This window comes from Halorarum sp. SLYT50, assembly GCF_059821265.1.
Genome location: NZ_CM187555.1, coordinates 37,161 through 54,216 on the forward strand (window position 1 = coordinate 37,161; position 17,056 = coordinate 54,216).

20 protein-coding genes are annotated in these 17,056 nt (G+C 68.2%); 16 read left to right on the forward strand and 4 right to left on the reverse strand.

Features of this window, described 5'->3' with window-relative positions; all coding sequences use genetic code 11:
• Positions 1-110 precede the first annotated feature (110 nt).
• The 9 genes from AC6RUA_RS00185 (at position 111) to AC6RUA_RS00225 (ending at position 8,479) form a co-directional block, all read left to right on the forward strand.
• Positions 111-389, forward strand: a complete 279-nt coding sequence (locus AC6RUA_RS00185) for a hypothetical protein (protein ID WP_499813952.1) — start codon at positions 111-113, stop codon at positions 387-389.
• A gap of 135 nt (positions 390-524) precedes the next feature.
• Complete coding sequence (locus AC6RUA_RS00190) at positions 525-2,621, forward strand: ABC transporter substrate-binding protein (RefSeq protein WP_499813953.1); 2,097 nt, start codon at positions 525-527, stop codon at positions 2,619-2,621.
• A 142-nt stretch (positions 2,622-2,763) separates the two neighbouring features.
• Positions 2,764-3,753 carry an ABC transporter permease gene (locus AC6RUA_RS00195; RefSeq protein WP_499813954.1) on the forward strand — a complete coding sequence of 330 codons (990 nt, stop codon included), beginning with the start codon at positions 2,764-2,766 and terminating at the stop codon, positions 3,751-3,753.
• 2 nt (positions 3,754-3,755) lie between these two features.
• A complete protein-coding gene (locus AC6RUA_RS00200; RefSeq protein ID WP_499813955.1) occupies positions 3,756-4,718 on the forward strand; it encodes an ABC transporter permease in 963 nt (320 codons plus the stop codon).
• Positions 4,719-4,728: 10 nt separating this feature from the next.
• Entirely contained in the window at positions 4,729-5,886 is a 1,158-nt protein-coding gene (locus tag AC6RUA_RS00205) for an ABC transporter ATP-binding protein (RefSeq protein WP_499813956.1), read from the forward strand.
• Complete coding sequence (locus AC6RUA_RS00210) at positions 5,856-7,235, forward strand: ABC transporter ATP-binding protein (RefSeq protein ID WP_499813957.1); 1,380 nt, start codon at positions 5,856-5,858, stop codon at positions 7,233-7,235. Before AC6RUA_RS00205 ends, AC6RUA_RS00210 begins: the two co-directional genes overlap by 31 nt.
• 1 nt (position 7,236) lies before the next feature.
• On the forward strand, positions 7,237-7,716 hold the full coding sequence (locus AC6RUA_RS00215; RefSeq protein WP_499813958.1) for a hypothetical protein: 480 nt from the start codon (positions 7,237-7,239) through the stop codon (positions 7,714-7,716).
• Positions 7,709-8,173: a hypothetical protein gene (locus AC6RUA_RS00220; protein ID WP_499813959.1), complete on the forward strand. Its 465-nt coding sequence runs from the start codon at positions 7,709-7,711 to the stop codon at positions 8,171-8,173. The genes AC6RUA_RS00215 and AC6RUA_RS00220 overlap by 8 nt, the downstream gene beginning before the upstream one ends.
• A gap of 45 nt (positions 8,174-8,218) precedes the next feature.
• The gene (locus AC6RUA_RS00225) at positions 8,219-8,479 is read left to right on the forward strand and encodes a hypothetical protein (RefSeq protein WP_499813960.1); all 261 of its coding nucleotides are present in this window, start codon (positions 8,219-8,221) and stop codon (positions 8,477-8,479) included.
• Between the two features lie 75 nt (positions 8,480-8,554).
• On the opposite strand, the gene AC6RUA_RS00230 is transcribed toward AC6RUA_RS00225, so the two are convergent.
• The 4 genes from AC6RUA_RS00230 to hpt are packed head-to-tail and all read right to left on the reverse strand — an operon-like array spanning position 8,555 to position 10,482.
• Positions 8,555-9,094, reverse strand: coding sequence for a hypothetical protein (locus AC6RUA_RS00230; protein WP_499813961.1), 540 nt, complete (start codon positions 9,092-9,094; stop codon positions 8,555-8,557).
• A 2-nt stretch (positions 9,095-9,096) separates the two neighbouring features.
• Positions 9,097-9,339, reverse strand: coding sequence for a hypothetical protein (locus AC6RUA_RS00235; RefSeq protein WP_499813962.1), 243 nt, complete (start codon positions 9,337-9,339; stop codon positions 9,097-9,099).
• Positions 9,340-9,345: 6 nt separating this feature from the next.
• Complete coding sequence (locus AC6RUA_RS00240) at positions 9,346-9,864, reverse strand: hypothetical protein (protein WP_499813963.1); 519 nt, start codon at positions 9,862-9,864, stop codon at positions 9,346-9,348.
• 51 nt (positions 9,865-9,915) lie between these two features.
• Positions 9,916-10,482 carry a hypoxanthine/guanine phosphoribosyltransferase gene (gene hpt / locus AC6RUA_RS00245; RefSeq protein WP_499813964.1) on the reverse strand — a complete coding sequence of 189 codons (567 nt, stop codon included), beginning with the start codon at positions 10,480-10,482 and terminating at the stop codon, positions 9,916-9,918.
• A 213-nt stretch (positions 10,483-10,695) separates the two neighbouring features.
• On the opposite strand from hpt, the gene mbhE reads away from it, so the two are divergent.
• From mbhE to mnhG, 7 genes are read left to right on the forward strand one after another with little or no spacing between them, the layout of a single operon-like run.
• Positions 10,696-13,125 carry a hydrogen gas-evolving membrane-bound hydrogenase subunit E gene (gene mbhE, locus AC6RUA_RS00250; RefSeq protein ID WP_499813965.1) on the forward strand — a complete coding sequence of 810 codons (2,430 nt, stop codon included), beginning with the start codon at positions 10,696-10,698 and terminating at the stop codon, positions 13,123-13,125.
• The gene (locus AC6RUA_RS00255; protein ID WP_499813966.1) at positions 13,122-13,652 is read left to right on the forward strand and encodes an MnhB domain-containing protein; all 531 of its coding nucleotides are present in this window, start codon (positions 13,122-13,124) and stop codon (positions 13,650-13,652) included. The genes mbhE and AC6RUA_RS00255 overlap by 4 nt, the downstream gene beginning before the upstream one ends.
• Entirely contained in the window at positions 13,649-14,047 is a 399-nt protein-coding gene (locus tag AC6RUA_RS00260; protein WP_499813967.1) for a sodium:proton antiporter, read from the forward strand. The genes AC6RUA_RS00255 and AC6RUA_RS00260 overlap by 4 nt, the downstream gene beginning before the upstream one ends.
• A complete protein-coding gene (locus tag AC6RUA_RS00265; protein WP_499813968.1) occupies positions 14,047-15,756 on the forward strand; it encodes a complex I subunit 5 family protein in 1,710 nt (569 codons plus the stop codon). The genes AC6RUA_RS00260 and AC6RUA_RS00265 overlap by 1 nt, the downstream gene beginning before the upstream one ends.
• The gene (locus AC6RUA_RS00270) at positions 15,753-16,334 is read left to right on the forward strand and encodes a Na+/H+ antiporter subunit E (RefSeq protein ID WP_499815460.1); all 582 of its coding nucleotides are present in this window, start codon (positions 15,753-15,755) and stop codon (positions 16,332-16,334) included. Before AC6RUA_RS00265 ends, AC6RUA_RS00270 begins: the two co-directional genes overlap by 4 nt.
• Positions 16,327-16,638: an MrpF/PhaF family protein gene (locus AC6RUA_RS00275; protein WP_499813969.1), complete on the forward strand. Its 312-nt coding sequence runs from the start codon at positions 16,327-16,329 to the stop codon at positions 16,636-16,638. The genes AC6RUA_RS00270 and AC6RUA_RS00275 overlap by 8 nt, the downstream gene beginning before the upstream one ends.
• A complete protein-coding gene (gene mnhG / locus AC6RUA_RS00280) occupies positions 16,635-17,042 on the forward strand; it encodes a monovalent cation/H(+) antiporter subunit G (protein ID WP_499813970.1) in 408 nt (135 codons plus the stop codon). Before AC6RUA_RS00275 ends, mnhG begins: the two co-directional genes overlap by 4 nt.
• The last annotated feature ends 14 nt before the right edge of the window (positions 17,043-17,056 follow it).

The window sequence follows — 17,056 nt, forward strand, 5'->3', positions numbered from 1 at the left end:
GCGTGTTCCTCGACCCCCCGCGCTCGACCGTCGGCTCCCGGCGCCGGCGGTGTACTACGGGCATCGGCGCCCGTCGGACAGTTTATTCGCTTCCGAGGATAACGGGCGGTATGGCCCTCGACACACGGGCGGTCCTCGCGCTCCTCGGCGGGACGGTGTTGACGGTCGGCGTGTACCTCCACGCGACCGACCGCGAGGGGGCGGGTCTGGCGGCGTTCGCCTTCGGCTTCCTCCTCGCGTGCGGGTGGGCGTTCCTCGGCATGGAACTCGCTCAGCGGGGGGTGGCGACCACCCCCGCCCGCACGTACCTCTCGGGCGGGATGGCGGCGCTCACCCTGACTCTTTATTTCGGAATAAGAGCTAAGGAAGCGATATTTTCCCGCGACTGAGTTAGACGCGCATCCCGAATCGTGTGGTGTGGTACCACATCCATGTTGTTATCGTTCCTCGTACTGCTAAATATATTGGTTGTTCGTGACGCGATTCCACAAGCTTAAGTACGGGATACGATTACGAGGGTGCGTATGTCCGACAGTCAGACTGACTCGGAGCGCCGTCGGTTCCTGAAAGGGACCGGCGTCGCTGCGGTGTCACTTGGACTTGCCGGCTGTTCCAACCAGGGCGGCGAGAGCACCGAAACGGCCGCCGGGACGGAGGCGGGCACGGAGACGGAGGGGGCGACCCCGACCGAGGACCAGACTCCCACGGAGGCCTCCAGTTCCGGGGAGATCACGGAGGGCGGTATCTTCAACTTCGGGATGGGAACCGCGCCGAACAACATCAACCCCATCGCGTCGTCGTCCGCGTACTCGGGCGTCATCACGGACCGCATCTACGAGAGCGGGGCCACCATCGACCCCGTCAACTTCGAGATGCACCCCAACGTCTTCACGGACTGGAGCTTCGAGGAACTCGACGAGACGAACGAGAGCGGGGAGAACAAGGTCCGCATCCTGTTCAACGTCCGCACGGACGGCCTGACGTGGAACGACGGGACGGAGTTCACTGCGGACCAGGTGGTCTGGTCGTACAACTACCTGCTCGAGCAGATGCCGGGCGCGTATACGGCCAGCCTCAACCCCATCGAGTCGGTCAGCATGGCTGACTCCGAGGACTGGGACTGCCAGATGCGGCTCACCCGGCCCATCGGGACGTTCTCGTACTCCCAGTTCGGAATTCCCATCCTGCCGAAACACAAGTGGGAGGGCGTCTCGGACTTCAAGACGTACAAACCGTACGAGAACGACGGCCCCGTCGGTCTGGGGCCGGGCGTCGTCACCCGGTACGAACCCGACACCTCCATCGAGGTGTCGTTCGCCGAGCGGCAGGGCGAGTACAACCTCTCGGAACTGTCGTGGCGCGACGAGATTCAGGGCCTCATCCCGGGTGGCCCGTTCATCGAGGCGATGCGCGTGAAGGTGTACTCGAGCACGTCCGCACTCACGCAGGCGTTCTTCGAGGGCGATATCGACTCGATGTACAGCGGCATCCGGACCTCCCGCATCGAGGACGTCCAGAACACGGAGGGGCTCGAACTCGTCGACGGGTTCGACACCGGGTACAGCCACTACTCGTTCAACCTGCGGCGGGCGCCGATGGACGACCTGCCGTTCCGGCAGATTCTCGGCTTCGCGTTCGACGACATCTACTGGACCGACCAGCTCCAGCGCGGCTACGCCCAGATGGGCGACTACGTGATGCCGCCGGGGTACACGGCGGTCCGGCCCGAGACCGGGAACGACGCCGAACTTCTGACCGCGCCGGCGACCAACGCGTTCCAGTTCCGGCAGTCGTCGCCGAGCGTCCCGGACGTGGAGGGGATTCGGCAGTTCCTGGCCGAGGGACAGATGATAACCGGCGAGGGCGGCACGTACGTCGGACAGGAGTACCCGGGGAGCCTGACGGGCGTGACGGCGAGCCAGAGCGAGCCGAAACACGAGTACTCGTTCGGTCCGGTCGAGTCGGCCGTCCTCCGGCAGTCCGACGAGAACCCCGACCAGGAGATCCGGGTCGACGGGCAGACCATCACCGAACTCAACGACGGGCCGCTGACGATGTACGTCTACCCGGCGAAGGACAGCCCCCAGACCGCGAAGATGGTGGAGACGTACATCGGCGCGCTCCAGAAGATCGGCATCCCCATCAACCGACAGGTGATGTCGTTCAACACGATGCTCACCAAGGTGTACTCCCAGGAGGACTTCGACATCTTCCCGATGGGCTGGGTGAACCTCTCGCCGTTCGCGACGACCACCCTGTACGGACTGTTCCACAGCGACAACGCCGACGACCACTCGGTGGCCGAGTCGGAGGGCGCGGACAACAACACCGAGACGTCGCTGAACAACCCGATGGGGTACGGGCTGTTCGAGGACGCCACCGCGGACGAACTCATCGGACAGGCGCGGACGACGCTGGAACCCGAGCCGCGTAACCAGGCCGCCCGGAAGGCGGTCGAACGCATCTACCTCGACTTCCCGACGATGGTCACCGCCTACGACGTGACCAAGTGGCCCATCAACGCCTCCGACTGGAACGGCTACATCGGGAACATCCCCGGGCCGGGCTCTACGTACCTCGGCACGCAGGTCCTGCAACTCCACCAGGCCCAGTCCGAGTAGTCCGAGCGAGTCCAGTCCAGCGCTCACGTCGGACCGTCGCCGGCCCGCCGTGGCGCATCGCGCTTTAACTCCCGGCACCGGTTCAACACATTCATAACGAATCGCCCGATGATTTACTGTACCACGCGCGGTCTGACACCACATGACTAGAATCAGTGGCCGTTACTTGGCAAAACGAATCGTCGTCTCGTACCTGACGCTGTTGGTCATCATGAGCCTCCTGTTCGTGTTGCTCCGGAGCATGCCCGGCTCGTTTATCACCAGCATGATAAGTTCGGGGATGACACGCGAACAGATCGAACGAATCAGGGAGACGTGGGGGTTGAACGAGCCGCTCTGGCGGCAGTACATCCAGTTCATGGTCAACTACCAGACGCTCAACTTCGGCCGCTCGCCCACGTACGGGACGCAGGTGTCCGAGCTCATCCTCCGCCGACTCCCGCGGACGCTGGTGCTGTTCGGGTCGACGTTCCTCATCGGCTACATCGTCGGCCCGCTGGTCGGGATGTACCTCGGCTGGTGGCGCGGCTCGAACAAGGACAAGGCCATCTTCAGCACCTCGCTCCTGATGTACTCGATGCCCGCGTTCTGGATCTCGTGGCTGTTCATCTGGATACTCAACTACGAACTCGGGTGGCTGCCGAGCGCGTACATGTTCACGCAGTTCCCGGAGTTCGAGTGGACGGCGTTCACGGTGATGCGCGACGTGCTGTACCACATCGCGCTGCCCATCATCAGTCTCTCGTTCATCGGGTGGGTAGGGGCGATGCTCATCATGCGCCCGGCGATGAACAACGTGACCGACGAGGGGTACGTGTTCCTCGCCCGCGCGAAGGGCCTCTCCGAGCGGGCGGTGATGCTGAAACACGCCGCGCGCAACGCGCTCATCCCCGTCGCCACCAGCGCGGTCGTCGGCCTGGCGTTCCTCATCGACGGGTCGGTCATCGTCGAGAACGTGTTCAACTGGCCGGGGCTGGGACAGATCATCGTCGGGGCCGTGCTGAACCGGGACTTCCCGGTCGCACAGGCCACCTTCTTCATCCTCGCCGTTCTCATCGTGGTAATGCGCCTGCTGACGGACGTGGTGTACACGTATCTCGACCCGCGGATCAAGTTCGGGGAGGCTGAGTGACCATGGCGACCGAGACACCGGACGAGTCGTCGAACTTCGACGCGATGAAAAAGCGGTGGGAGCCGCGCCTCGAGCGGTTGCGGCGGGGGTGGGACCGGTACACCGAACACCGCATCGGCGTCATCGGGCTCGTCATCCTCATCATCTACGCGGCCTGGTCCATCGCACCGGGCGTGTTCGCCCCACACAGCCCGGACTGGGTCGCGTACCTCGGCGAACCGCCGATACAGAGCCGCCTGACCGCGGACCAGATCGACTCGCTCCCGCACCCGCCCGCGTTCGGCGACCCGTTCTTCGCCCCGCTGGGGACGAACTCGAACGGCGCGGGCATCCTGACCATCACCATCTACTCGGCGTACAACGCGATGTACATCGGACTGGCGGCCGGACTGCTCTCCAGTCTGGTCGGCGTCCCGCTCGGACTCATCTCGGGCTTCTACGGCGACACGTGGATCGACGAGACCATCCAGCGGTTCGTCGACATCATGTACGGCCTGCCGTTCCTGCCGTTCCTCATCGTGCTGGTCGCGGTTCGCGGCATCACCACGACGAACATAATCATCGGCATCGCGGTGACCTCGTGGCTGAACAACTGCATCGTCATCCGCGGCGAGACGCTATCGTTGAAGGAGCGGTCGTACGTCGAGTCGGCGAAGGTGGCGGGGGCGTCGGACACGCGCATCATCTTCCGACACATCATGCCGAACGTCCTCCCGCTCTCGTTCGTCTACCTCGCACAGGACGCGGCGGGGGCCGTCATCGCCCAGGCGTCGCTGGCGTACCTCGGGCTCGCGGACTTCACCGCACTGTCGTGGGGACTGATGCTGCAGAACATCAAGAGCACCGGGTACGTCTTCCAGGCGTGGTGGTGGCTCATCCCGCCGGGGCTCGCGCTGATGCTCATGGCCGGAGCGTTCTACTTCATCGGGTTCTCGATGGAGGACGTGACCAACCCGCAGCGGTAAGACTCGATACATGACACTACTCGAAGTACACGATCTCTCGGTTCGGTACGCGGTCGAGGACGGGTCGTCCGTCCACGCGGTCGACGGCGTGTCGTTCAGCGTCGAACCCGGTGAGACGTACGGTCTCGTCGGCGAATCGGGCTGTGGCAAGACGACGCTCGCGAAGAGCCTCATCCACCTGCTCGACTCGAACGGCTACGTCGAGTCGGGGAGCGTCTGGTTCGACGGGACCCTCCCGGAGTGGGAGGACGCCGACGGCGGTGCGAAGCAGTCGGCCATCGACGACCCGGACAAGCCGGTCCGCGAGGACGGGATGACCGACCTCGCCGCGCTCTCGAGTTCCCAGATCCGGGACATCCGCTGGCGCGACATCGCCATCATCCCGCAGTCGGCGATGAACGCCCTGAACCCGGTGTACAAGGTGGGTGACCAGATCACGGAGGCCATCCTCAGACACGAACCCCAGACCAGGGAGCCGGAGGCGGACGAGCGCGCGCGCGACCTGCTCGAACGCGTCGGCATCGAACCCGAACGCGCCGACGACTACGCCCACCAGTTCTCGGGCGGGATGAAACAGCGCGCCGTCATCGCGATGGCGATGGCGTGTAACCCGGACGTGCTCATCGCCGACGAGCCGACGACGGCGCTCGACGTCATCATCCAGGACCGAATCCTGGAGGAACTGGAGGCGATTCAGGAGGAGTTCGGCGTCTCCATCCTCGTCATCAGCCACGACATCTCGGTCATGGCGGAGATATGCGACCGGATGGCCGTGATGTACGGCGGCAAGGTGATGGAGTCCGGACGGAAGGAGGACATCTTCAACGAGACGGCCAACCCGTACACGCTCGGGCTGAAGAACTCGTTCCCGACGATTACGGAGGCGCAACAACAGCTCGTCTCCATCCCCGGGACGCCGCCGACGCTGCGTGACCCCGAGGCCGGGTGCCGGTTCCGCGCGCGGTGTCCGTTCGCCATCGAGGAGTGCCACTCGGAGCACCCGCCGATGTACGACGCGGAGGAGGCGAGCGAACTGGGGCAACTCGTCGAGGCGTCCGACGAACGGGCGCACCGCTCGGCGTGTTACCGCATCGACGAACTCGAAACGCTTCGAACCGAGGCTATGCAGGAGGAAACATGGACGGAACAGAAAATCGAGAGCCGCTAGTCGAAGTAGAGGGCGTCCACAAGCTGTTCGACCTGTCTCAGGGCATCGTCGACACCGTCCTGGGGCGCGAGCCGCAGCCGGTGCGGGCCGTCGACGGGGTATCGTTCACCGTCGAGCGCGGCGACACCATCGGCATCGCCGGCGAGTCCGGGTGTGGAAAGACGACCCTGGGAAAGCTCCTGGTGAAACTGTACGACCCCACCGAGGGGACCATCCGGTTCGACGGGCAGGACATCACCCAGATGACGAGCGAGGACGAGCGGGCGTTCCGCAAGCGGGTCCAGATGATCTTCCAGGACCCCTTCGAGTCGCTGAACCCCCGGATGACCGTGTTCAACACGGTCGAAGAGCCGCTCAAGATCAACGACATGCTCGACAGCTACCAGGAGCGGCGCGAGCGCGTGAAGGAGGTGCTCAACGACGTGGGACTCGGTCCCGCGGAGGTGTACCTCGACGCCTTCCCGGACGAACTCTCCGGCGGCGAACTCCAGCGGGTCGCCATCGCCCGCGCGCTCGTGGTCGACCCCGACTTCGTCGTCTGTGACGAGCCGGTGTCGATGCTCGACGTGTCGATTCGAGCGGGCGTGTTGAACCTGATGAAGCGGCTCCAGGCCGAGTACGGGCTGACCTACCTGTTCATCAGTCACGACCTCTCGCTCATCCGGTACATGTGCGACCGGGCCGGCATCATGTACCTCGGGAACATGATAGAGCAGGGACCGACGGACGACATCATCAGCGACCCCAAACACCCCTACTCCGAGGCGCTGTTCGACGCCGTGCCGGACGTGGAACTCGGGGAGAACCGTCGCCGGGCGAACGCCACCGGCGAGGTGCCGTCGGCGCGGGACCCGCCGCCGGGCTGCCGGTACCACCCCCGGTGTGCGCACATCATCCCCCCGGACGACTGGAACGGGAGCCAGGAGGCGTTCCGGCGGGCGTTCCAGTTCAAACTGAAGACGAAGCGCGACGAACTCGGGCCGGGCGCCATCCAGGACGACACGGGCGACCCGACCCAGGCGCTCGTCGAACACGGGCTGACGATGAACGTCCCCGAGGAGTACCGCTCCGAGACCGAAATCGAGACCGGCGGCCACCGCGTGGACCTCACGACCGTCGACCTCCCGCAGCGCGCGCGCGACGCGCTGTTCGAGGCCGCGGACGCGCTCCTGGAGGAGGACCGCGAGTCGGCGCTCGACTCGCTCGACGGCGTGGTGACGACGGTGTGCGAGACCGAGTACCCCTCGTCGCGACCGGTCGACAGCCGTGCGGTCGAGTGCCACCTCTACGGCGACGGTACGACCGCCGAGGTCGGCGGGGGCGTCGCCGCGGCGCCGACGGAGGACTGACGTGCCCCGGTCCCCGCGCGCGCAGTCCCTCCTCCTGGCGGCGTTCGCGGTCCTCCTTCTCGTGACCGGGTCGGCGTTCGCGTACACGTTCGGGTCGCAACTCATCTGGCAGCAGCGCGACGCCGTCTCCGCCTCGGTCGAGGCGTACGCGGTCGAGACGGGTGGCGAGACGGCGACCATGCGGCTCCGGATGCGCGTCCGGAACCCGCTCGACCGGCCGGTCGAGCTGACGGGGTCACAGCTCGTCGTCTACGACGGCGAGGAGCCGTTCCGCGACGACCAGCGGCTGACCGTCCCGCGCACCTCGTCGGTCCCCGAGACGACGATTCCGGCGGGCGACGCGCGGACGGTGACGGTCACGATGGACGTCGACGGGAACGCGACCGACCGGGCGCGGACCGCCGTCTCGGAGGGGACGGCGTCCGCCTCGGGCCTCCTGGAGTTCCGGGTCACCGGACGGGAGTTCTCGGTCGATGTCTGACGCGACTTCGCGCGTCCGGGAGGCGCTCGTCCGACCCGCCGACGCGAGCTACGGGTCGCCCGGCCAGCGCTGGACGGCGGCGGCGTTCGTCGGCGTCGCGGCGGGCCTGCTCGCGGCCATGGGGACGCACGTCCTCCGCCTCGAGACGATCGCGGTCGGGTGGACCTCGCCGGCGCTGATGGGGACGATGGTCGCGCTCTCGGGGGCGTTCGTGAAGCTCCTGTGCCAGAACCTCCGGACGAGCGTCGCCGCGCTCGCCGTCGCGTGGGTCGGCGGCGCGCTCGCCAGCCTCGCGTTCGCGGTGGCTCCGTACTACCTGCTCGGCATCTCCACGGTCGGCGGGTGGGCGCTGCTCCCGACCGTCCGCGACGTCATCACGTTCACAGTCTTCGCGCAGTTCCCACTCCAACTGGTCGGCTACCTGGTCGCCGTCGTCTACGACGGAGCGCGGGCGTAACCCGCCGACGGTACACCTATCCCGCCGGGGCGATTACCCCGGTCCATGCCGAAGGAGATACCCACCGACGAGAAGTCGGTCCGCGAGCGCGGCACCTACGCCAGACACGCGGACGACCCGACGCTCGCCTCGTACCTCTCCTCGCTGTTCTTCCTGCTGTCGGTGCCGACGCTCGTCCTGGTGGCGTACGCGGGCTACTGGAACGGCTGGTACGCTGAACCGACCGTCGTCCCGGTGTTCGCCGGGCTGTTCGTCGCGTCGCTGGCGGTCGTGTTCGGCGTGATGCACGTCACGACCGGCCGATAGCCCGGCGAGGAGCGATGTCGTCGGCCGACGAGAGAACGAGAACTCGGTCCGTGGGTCGGTTCTCGGCTTGGTAGCTCAGTACCACATGTTCTCGTACTCGCACTCGACCGGTTCGGTGACGACGTTCGTCACGAGCGCGAGCGAGACGAGTCCGACCGCGTCGTCGTACTCGGTCGGGTCGACGCCGTCGTCGCTCCACGCCGCGAGGCCGACGCCGAGTTGGGTGTGCCAGTCGTACACCGTGATGAGCCACTCGTCGGGGAGGCTCCGGTCGTCCACCTCGTTCACCGTCGTCAGTCGGAAGAGGTACTTGAACGTCGTGTCGTCGCGCCAGCTGATGTCGGAACCGGCCTCGAATCCGGGCACCTGCGGGGTGCCGAACAGTTGGACGAGCCGGTAGAGCGCCGTGCCGATGTCGTCGGCCGGGCCGCGCGACGTGGGGTCCGGTTCGAGCTCCACGTGCACGTCGTCACGGGACTCGCGGAGGTTCACCTCGCTCAACTCCTCTCCGTCGTCCCGCCGCCGTTGTATCTCCTCGCGTGCGACGGGGACGAGCGTGAAGTCGCGCAGTTCCTCGAGCGGCGGCGCGTCGGGGTGTTCGCGGATGTCGACCATTGTCACTGAGCGAACGCCATGAAGCCGCGCCAGCCGGCGTACCCGACCACGAGACAGGCGACTCCCGACCCGACGACCACGAGCGACTCCGTCGTCGAGAGGGGCAGCCCGTTGAGGTCGAAGTAGAGGGTGATACCGATCATCACGAAGATGTAGCCGACGACCGCCCCGAGTATCATGACCCCGAGCGAGACGAGACTGAGGGGGGCCATCATGGAGTCCGGAACGCGCTGTCGAACCGTCATTGTGTGTCAGACACACGGGGTCCCCGGATTAAATATCTCCCGTTCCGGGCTCGGAGTCGTCCGTACTCGTTCGGTCGCGCCGCCCTCTCGCGTCTCGTGAGTCTCGGAGTCCGCGGAGCTGTCCGGGTCCCCCGGCTCCCGGAGACTCTCCGCGTCCGACGTCGTCTCGTCGCGCGCCGCCGCCGCCTCGCCCGGGGCGGCGTCGCCGAGCGGACTCATGCTGGGGTCGAACTCCTCGCCGGTCTCGTCGTTCGGCCCGCCGAGACCCGACTCGGCGTCGCGTGACCGTTCAGGGGGGTCACGCTCCTCGTCGCTCCCGAGCGCGTAGTGCCGGGCGACCGGTCGGCGCGCCCGGTAGCCGAGGAGGATGAACACCACACCGAGCACGAAGTAGAGGAGCATCAGCGGCGAGGTGAGCGACGTCTCGCCGGTTACGACCGTGCGGTGGAGCGCCTCCCCGACCGCGAGCGCGCCGACGACGAGCAGGACCGTACTCACGAGTCGGAGGAACCGCGTCGAAACCATACACGCCGTCGGGACGGCGCGGTGAAAAACCCCCCGCGACGCCCGCTCGCGTCACCCGTCGCCGTGTTCGTCGACGATGACGACCTCACCGTCCTCGACCTCGACGTTGATGAGCGTCTTCACCGCGTAGTCGGTGTCGTCGAGTTTGTTCGGTCCCGCCTTCTTGATGACCGCCACCACGTCGACCACGTCGGCACCGATGTGCGTGAGCGCGTCGAGGATGGCCTTCATCGTCCCTCCCGTCGAGAGCACGTCGTCGAGGACGAGTACTTTGTCGCCCTCGAACACGTCGTTAATGAACATCTCCGACTCGGAGTAGCCCGTCTGCTGGGAGAGCGACACCTCGCCGTCCAGTCCGTACTCGCGCTTGCGGATGACGACCAGCGGGATGTCCGTCATGAGCGACAGCGCCGTCGAGATGTGGATACCCATCGCCGCCGGGGTGACGATCTTGTCGACGTCCTCTATCTCGGCCTTCCGGATGAGTCGGATGGCTATCTCGCGGAGGAGCTCGGGTTCCAGCATCGGAACGCCGTCGCTGATGGGGTGGACGAAGTACTGGTACTCCCCCTTCTCGATGATGGGCGCGTCGAGCAAGGACTGGCGCAGTTGGTCCATGTCGCCGGTACTCCGAGGGCCGGGTAAAAGATGGCGGATTCGCCGCCCACGGCCGGATGGTCGCGACCCGGTCCGACCGCCGAAGACGCGAACCGCACCCGGTTCTTAAACCCGCTTTCGCAATCGACAGCTATTCGCGTCTCACCGGACGATACGGTCATTCCCCGTAGTCGGTTTGGCAACACCTAAGTCCGCGACACTCCACCCCCCGGTGTGCTCGAAACCGTTCTCGCCGTCGTCTTTCTCCCCTTCGTGGGGGCGGCGCTCACCCCGCTCGTCTACCGAGCGCTGGGCGAGCGTACCGCCTACTACGCGGCGGCGGTCGCGGCCGTCTGTCTCGCGCTCGTCGCGCGCCTGTACGCGACCGGGGCGCACGGGCTCGCCAGCGTCGAGTGGGTCCCCTCGCTCGGCGTCTCGCTCGCGTTCTACGTCGACGGGCTGGCGCTGTTGGTGTCGTTTCTCGCCTCCGGAGTCGGCGTCCTCATCCTCACCTACTCGGGGGGGTACATGCACGGGGAGCCGGGCCAGGCGAAGTACTACGCGACGCTTCTGGCGTTCATGGGGTCGATGCTCGGGGTCGCGCTCGCGGGCGACCTGCTCGCGCTGTTCACGTTCTGGGAGCTGACGAGCCTCTCGTCGTTCGTGCTCATCGGCCACTACACGGCAGAGGAGTCGTCGCAGTACGCCGCGCGGAAGTCGATGCTCATCACCGTCTCGGGCGGGCTGTTCATGCTCGTCGGCTTCCTCGCGCTCGCGTGGGCCGGCGACACCACTCTCATCGCGGGCGACGGCTCGCTCGTCGCGAACGCGGACGCGACGGTCGAGACGCTCCGGGGCGCCGGTCTGTTCGTCCCCGCGCTACTCCTGGTCGGCGTCGGCGCGGCGACCAAGTCCGCGCAGGTGCCGTTCCACGTCTGGCTGCCGAACGCGATGGAGGCACCCACGCCCGTCTCGGCGTTCCTCCACTCGGCGACGATGGTGAAAGCCGGGGTGTACCTCGTCGGGCGGTTCCGCCCGTTCTTCCTCGCGCCGTTCGAGGGAGAGGGAAGCGAGGGGGCGGGCGAGGCGGCCGCCGCGGGGCTGAGCGCCCTGCCCGCCTGGACCTGGGTGTTCGTCACGCTCGGCCTGCTCACCATGACCGTCGCGGCGGTGCTCGCGGTGAGCGCCACCGACATCAAGGAACTGCTGGCGTACTCGACGGCCTCGCACCTCGGGCTCATCGTCGCCGGCTTCGGCGCGGCCAACGTGTACGGCGCCGAGACCGGCGCGTTCCACATCCTGAACCACGCCTCGTTCAAGGCCGCGCTGTTCCTCGTCGCCGGGATAATCGCCCACGAGGCGGGGACGCGCGACATCTCGAAGCTCCGCGGCTTGCGACACGACCTGCCGGTGACGGCCGTCGTCGCGGGACTGGCGTCGCTCTCGATGGCGGGCATCCCGCCGTTCAACGGCTTCTACTCGAAGGAGTTGCTGTTCGAGTCGATGTGGTACCTCGGCGAAGAGTTCGGCGGGCTGACGTGGCTGTTCCCGGCCGTCGCGGTGTTCGGCTCGGTGTTCACGTTCCTCTACTCGCTGAAGTTCCTCTCGCTCTTCCTCGGCGACCGCAACGAGTCGCTCGGGCACGTCCACCGGCCACCCGTCGCCATGCTCGCGCCGCCGGTCTTCCTCGGCGTCGTCGTCGTCGTCATCAGCGCCGTCCCGCAACTGGCCATCGACGCCATCGTCGGCGACGTGTACGCCAGTGCGGCCGTCGGCGAGGCCCACTCCTTCTCGGTGCACCTCCCGACCGAACTCTCGCCGTACGTGCTCATGAGCGCGGTCACCATCGGCGTCGGCGCGCTACTGTGGCCCCAGTACGACCGCATCCACGACGGCGTCCGCTCGCTGCTGCGCGGCCCCGTCCGCGCGAACTGGTGGTACGACAACGGCGTCGAGGGGCTGACCGCCGGGTCGAAGGCGCTCGTGCCGCGGGTCCAGACCGGCCTGCTCCGGACGTACGCCGCCTGGGCGCTCGCCGGCGCGGCCGCGCTCGCGCTCGGCGCGTACGTCGCCGCCGGCGTCGGTCTGCCGGCGGTCGGGCTGGCCGAGGGGATGACCCTCGCCGTCCTCCTCGTCCTGCTGGTCGCGCTGGTCGGCGCGGGCGCGGTGACGGTCGCGCCCTCCCACGTGGCGGGCGTGCTCACCCTCTCGATTCTGGGGTTCATGGTCGCAATCTTCTACATCCTCGCGGACGCCCCCGACCTCGCGTTGACCCAGCTGGTGGTCGAGACGCTCGTGCTCGTCATCTTCCTGCTGGTGCTCGACCGGCTTCCGGCGTACTACGGCAGTCCGAGCAGAGCGCTCGCCGTCCGTGACGCCGTCCTCTCGCTCGCGGTCGGCGCGACGGTGTTCCTCACCGTCCTGCTGTCGACGGCGGGGTCGCCCGACAAGATAGCGCCGGGCCTCGTCGAGCGGGCCGGTCTCCCGCCCGGCGAGCACCACGCGCCGATATTCACGGACTACGGCGGCGGCGCGAACATCGTCAACGTGATTCTGGTGGACCTCAGAGCGCTGGACACGATGGGGGAGATATCCGTCGTCGCGATGGCGGCGCTCTCGGTGCTCACGCTGGTTCGGATGCGCGGTCGGGGGGAGGCGCGATGAGCGGCGCGACCGAGGACGCCCCCGACGGCGCGGAGGCCGCCGAGTCGGGCGCGCCGGGGCTGGGGTACGAGCGCCGGACGACCGTCATCGCGCGGACCGTCGTCCGCGTCGTCGTCCCCATCATCCTGCTCACGGCCGTCGCGCTGCTGTTTCAGGGGCACAACCAGCCCGGCGGCGGGTTCATCGGCGCGGTGCTCACCGCGACCGCGTTCGTGCTCGTCTACGTCGTCTTCGGGCTGGAGTACCTCCAGTCCGACCTGCTGGGCGTCGACGCGTCGGAGGACGACCACCACGCGGTGGAGCTCTACCGGTGGCTGTTCGCCGGCGGGCTGGCGCTCGCGTTCGCGAGCGGGCTGGCCCCGATGGCGTTCGGCTTCCCGTTCCTCACGCAGGGGGTCGCGCTGCTCGAACACCTCCCGCTGTACGGGCACCTGGAGGTGGCCTCGGCGTTCGCGTTCGACCTGGGTGTCTACCTCACCGTCGTCGGCGGTCTGCTCACCGTCCTCGGGGAGGTGGGGACGGAGTGACCCAGTGGGTGCTCGCGGGCGTGCTGGGCGTGCTGTTCGCGCTCGGGACGTACCTCGTGCTCCGGCGGGACGTGGTGCGGGTCGTCTGGGGGGTGTCCATCATCTCGCAGGCGGCGAACGTCTACCTCGTCACGATGGGCGGGCTGGCGGGCGTCGCCCCCATCGGCCACTTCGGCGAGGAGGGGGCGGCGACGCCGACCGACCCGCTCGTGCAGGCGCTCGTGTTGACGGCCATCGTCATCGGGTTCGGGACCACCGCGCTCGCGCTCGTGCTCACCTATCGGGTGTACGAGGAGCACGGCACTATCGACGTGTACGACCTCGGCGCGAGCGGCGGGGAGGGCGCGTTCGCGGACACGGGAGGCGGCGAGGCGACCGACGGGGGTGAGCGGTAGTGACCGCCGTCGTGGTCGCGCCGATACTCGTCGCGCTCGGCACCGCCGTCGCCGCCCTGCTGACACGGTTCGACGACCGGCTCCAGCGGGCGACGAGCGTCCTCGGCGGGGTGGCGTACCTCGCGGCCGTCGCCGTCCTGTTCGACCGGGTGGTGCTCGCGCCCGGCGGGCCGACGGTGCAGCCGTACTACGTCTCGGACTGGGCGGCGCCGTACGGCATCACGCTCGTCGCGGACGCGCTGTCGGCGTTCATGCTCGGTCTCGCGGGCGTCGTCGGGATGGCCGCGGTCGTCTTCGGGTCGACGTACGTCGACGAGTTCGGTCAGCGGCTCTCGTACCACCCGCTGTACCACTGCATGATGGCCGGGGTGAGCGGCGCGTTCCTCACCGGGGACCTGTTCAACCTGTTCGTCTGGTTCGAGGTGATGCTCATGTCGAGTTACATCCTCGTGCTGTTCTACTCCGGGCCGTCGCACACGCGGGCCGCGCTGGGGTACGTCGTGTTGAACCTGCTCGCGAGCGCGGTGATGCTCGTCGCCATCGGCGGCCTGTACGCCACGACCGGCACGCTCAACATGGCCGACATGGCCCGCCGACTGGCGGAGCCGGCGGTGTACGGCGTCGAACTCGCCCCGACGCTCGGGCTGGGGGCGTTGCTGCTCGCGGTGTTCGCGCTGAAGGCGGGCGTCGTCCCGTTCCACTTCTGGGTACCCGCGGCGTACCGCGCGGCGCCCGCGCCGGTCACGGCGGTGCTCGCCGGCGTCGTGAAGAAGGTGGGCGTCTACGCCATCGTCCGCCTGTTCTTCACCGTCTTCGCTGGCGGCGCGTACGCGAACACGTCGACGTTCGCGTACGTGGGACCGGTGCTGTTCGTCACGGCGGCGGCGTCCATCGTCTACGGCGGACTGGGCGCGGTCGGCCGCGAGGACGTGGACGGACTGCTCGCGTTCTCCAGCATCGGGCAGGTGGGGTTCATCGTGCTCCCGCTGGGCGTCGCGATGGCCGCGCCGGACCTCGCGGTGACGCTCGACGGCGCGGAGACCACGCTCGCGGCGCTCGGCATCGCCGCTGCGCTCGTGTACGCGTTCAACCACGCGCTGGCGAAGTCGCTGCTGTTTCTCGCCTCGGGGACGATCCGGGCCGCGCTCGGGACGACCCGGTTCGACCGTCTCGGCGGGCTGGCCGCCCGGACGCCGCTCGTCGCCGCCGCGTTCCTGCTCGGCGGCCTGTCGCTGATCGGGGTCCCGCCGCTCGTGGGCTTCTTCGGGAAACTGCTCGTCTTCCGGACCGCGACCGACGCGCTGGCGGCCGGGACGGCGGGCGCGGGCGTCACTGCGCTCGCCGTCGCACTCGGCGGCGCGGTGCTCACCATCGCGTACGTGACCCGGAGCTGGAACGCGGTGTTCTGGGGCCGTCCCTCTGACACGGTCGAGGCGGTCCTCCCGCAGCGCTGGCGCGGCGTCGGCGCGGCCGGCACCACGACGGCGGCCGACGGCGGGCCGACGACCGTCTCCGACCGGGAACTGGCCGTGCAGGTGGCGACGCTCGTCGCGCTCTCGCTGTGCGTCGTCGCGTTCGGCGTCGGCGTCGAGTTCGTCGTCGACGCGGCGACCCACGCGGCCCACGCGGCGACGGACACGGCCGGCTACGTCTCGGCCGTCGACCCGCTCGACCCGGGCGCCGAGGCCGGCGACGGGGGTGGGCACTGATGCGGCGCTGGCTCGTGAACGCGCTCGCGTTCACCGTCGTCTGGCTGTTCGTCCGGGGGGTGCCGCTCCTCCCGCCGACGACCGGCGCGGTCCGCGTCGCCGAGGAGGGACTCATCGGTCTCGCCGTGAGCCTCCCGGTCGCGTACGGCCTCCGCCGGTTCTACGCGGGGCAGGCGACCGCCCGAACGCTCCGGGTCGCACCGTACGCCGTCCTCTACGTGCTCACGTTCCTGAAGGAACTGCTCGTGGCGAACCTCGCGGTCGCGCGCCTCGTCGTCTCGCCGTCGCTCCCCATCGACCCCGCGGTCGTCGAGGTGCCGCTGCGCGTCCGCACCGACACCGCCGTCACGACCATCGCGAACAGCATCACGCTCACGCCCGGCACACTGACCATGGATTACGACGCCGACGCCAACGCCCTGTACGTCCACAGTATCGACGGCGAAGACATCCTCGAGCCCATCCGCACGTGGGAGGACTACGCGCTCGTCATCTTCGACGAGGAGTTGAAGCCCGGCGACCCGGTGCCCGAGCCGGGGCCCGAGGAACCCGGGGGACCGGGAGGTGGCGATGAGTAGCGCGCTCGTCGCCGCGCTCCCGGCGGTGCTGTCGGGCGCGCTCGCGCTGACGGCCGCGCTGACGCTCGCGGTCGGCTACCGGGTCATCCGCGGCCCCACGACGCCGGACCGCGTCGTCGCGCTCGACGTCATCGGGACGAACGTCGTCGCCATCGCCATCCTGTTCGCCGTCCTCCGGGCGTTCGAGTTCGGCGCCGAGAGCGGCGGGTTCTTCCTCGACGTGAGCCTCGTGCTCGCCATCATCGGCTTCATCAGCACCGTCACGGTCGCGCGGTACGTCACCGAGGGGGACATCATCGAATGACGCCGACGCTCGCGCGCGTCGCGCTGGTTCAGGGGGCCGAGGCACCCGTGGGACCGGTTCGCGCGGCGCTCGTGCTCGCGCTCGTGCTGGTCGGCCTGTTCTTCCTGTTCGTCGGCACCGTCGGTCTCCTGCGGCTCCCGAACGTGTACAACCGTCTGCACGCCACCTCGAAGGCGACGACGCTCGGCGCGTCCGGCATCGCCCTCGCCGCGTGGGTGTACTTCGGCCCCGCGGGCGACGGGCTGAAGGCGCTCGTGACCGTGGTGTTCCTGTTCCTCACGGCGCCGACCGGTGGACACATGATATCGCGGGCCGCCCAGCGGATGGGCGTCGAGTTCGAGGACGGCGTCGAGTGGCCCGGGAACGCCGGGCAGCGACCCGAAGAACCGGCGGACGGCGATTAGAGCGGTCGGAGCGA

Excerpts from the sequence above, each read along its gene's own strand:
- AC6RUA_RS00240 (WP_499813963.1), bottom strand. The coding sequence starts at position 9,864 with ATGGTTTCGACGCGGTTCCTCCGACTCGTGAGTACGGTCCTGCTCGTC.
- hpt (WP_499813964.1), bottom strand. The coding sequence starts at position 10,482 with ATGGACCAACTGCGCCAGTCCTTGCTCGACGCGCCCATCATCGAGAAG.
- AC6RUA_RS00195 (WP_499813954.1), top strand. The coding sequence starts at position 2,764 with ATGACTAGAATCAGTGGCCGTTACTTGGCAAAACGAATCGTCGTCTCG.
- AC6RUA_RS00235 (WP_499813962.1), bottom strand. The coding sequence starts at position 9,339 with ATGACGGTTCGACAGCGCGTTCCGGACTCCATGATGGCCCCCCTCAGT.
- AC6RUA_RS00200 (WP_499813955.1), top strand. The coding sequence starts at position 3,756 with ATGGCGACCGAGACACCGGACGAGTCGTCGAACTTCGACGCGATGAAA.
- AC6RUA_RS00255 (WP_499813966.1), top strand. The coding sequence starts at position 13,122 with ATGAGCGGCGCGACCGAGGACGCCCCCGACGGCGCGGAGGCCGCCGAG.
- mnhG (WP_499813970.1), top strand. The coding sequence starts at position 16,635 with ATGACGCCGACGCTCGCGCGCGTCGCGCTGGTTCAGGGGGCCGAGGCA.
- AC6RUA_RS00190 (WP_499813953.1), top strand. The coding sequence starts at position 525 with ATGTCCGACAGTCAGACTGACTCGGAGCGCCGTCGGTTCCTGAAAGGG.
- AC6RUA_RS00225 (WP_499813960.1), top strand. The coding sequence starts at position 8,219 with ATGCCGAAGGAGATACCCACCGACGAGAAGTCGGTCCGCGAGCGCGGC.
- AC6RUA_RS00205 (WP_499813956.1), top strand. The coding sequence starts at position 4,729 with ATGACACTACTCGAAGTACACGATCTCTCGGTTCGGTACGCGGTCGAG.
- AC6RUA_RS00220 (WP_499813959.1), top strand. The coding sequence starts at position 7,709 with ATGTCTGACGCGACTTCGCGCGTCCGGGAGGCGCTCGTCCGACCCGCC.
- AC6RUA_RS00185 (WP_499813952.1), top strand. The coding sequence starts at position 111 with ATGGCCCTCGACACACGGGCGGTCCTCGCGCTCCTCGGCGGGACGGTG.
- AC6RUA_RS00210 (WP_499813957.1), top strand. The coding sequence starts at position 5,856 with ATGGACGGAACAGAAAATCGAGAGCCGCTAGTCGAAGTAGAGGGCGTC.
- AC6RUA_RS00230 (WP_499813961.1), bottom strand. The coding sequence starts at position 9,094 with ATGGTCGACATCCGCGAACACCCCGACGCGCCGCCGCTCGAGGAACTG.
- AC6RUA_RS00275 (WP_499813969.1), top strand. The coding sequence starts at position 16,327 with ATGAGTAGCGCGCTCGTCGCCGCGCTCCCGGCGGTGCTGTCGGGCGCG.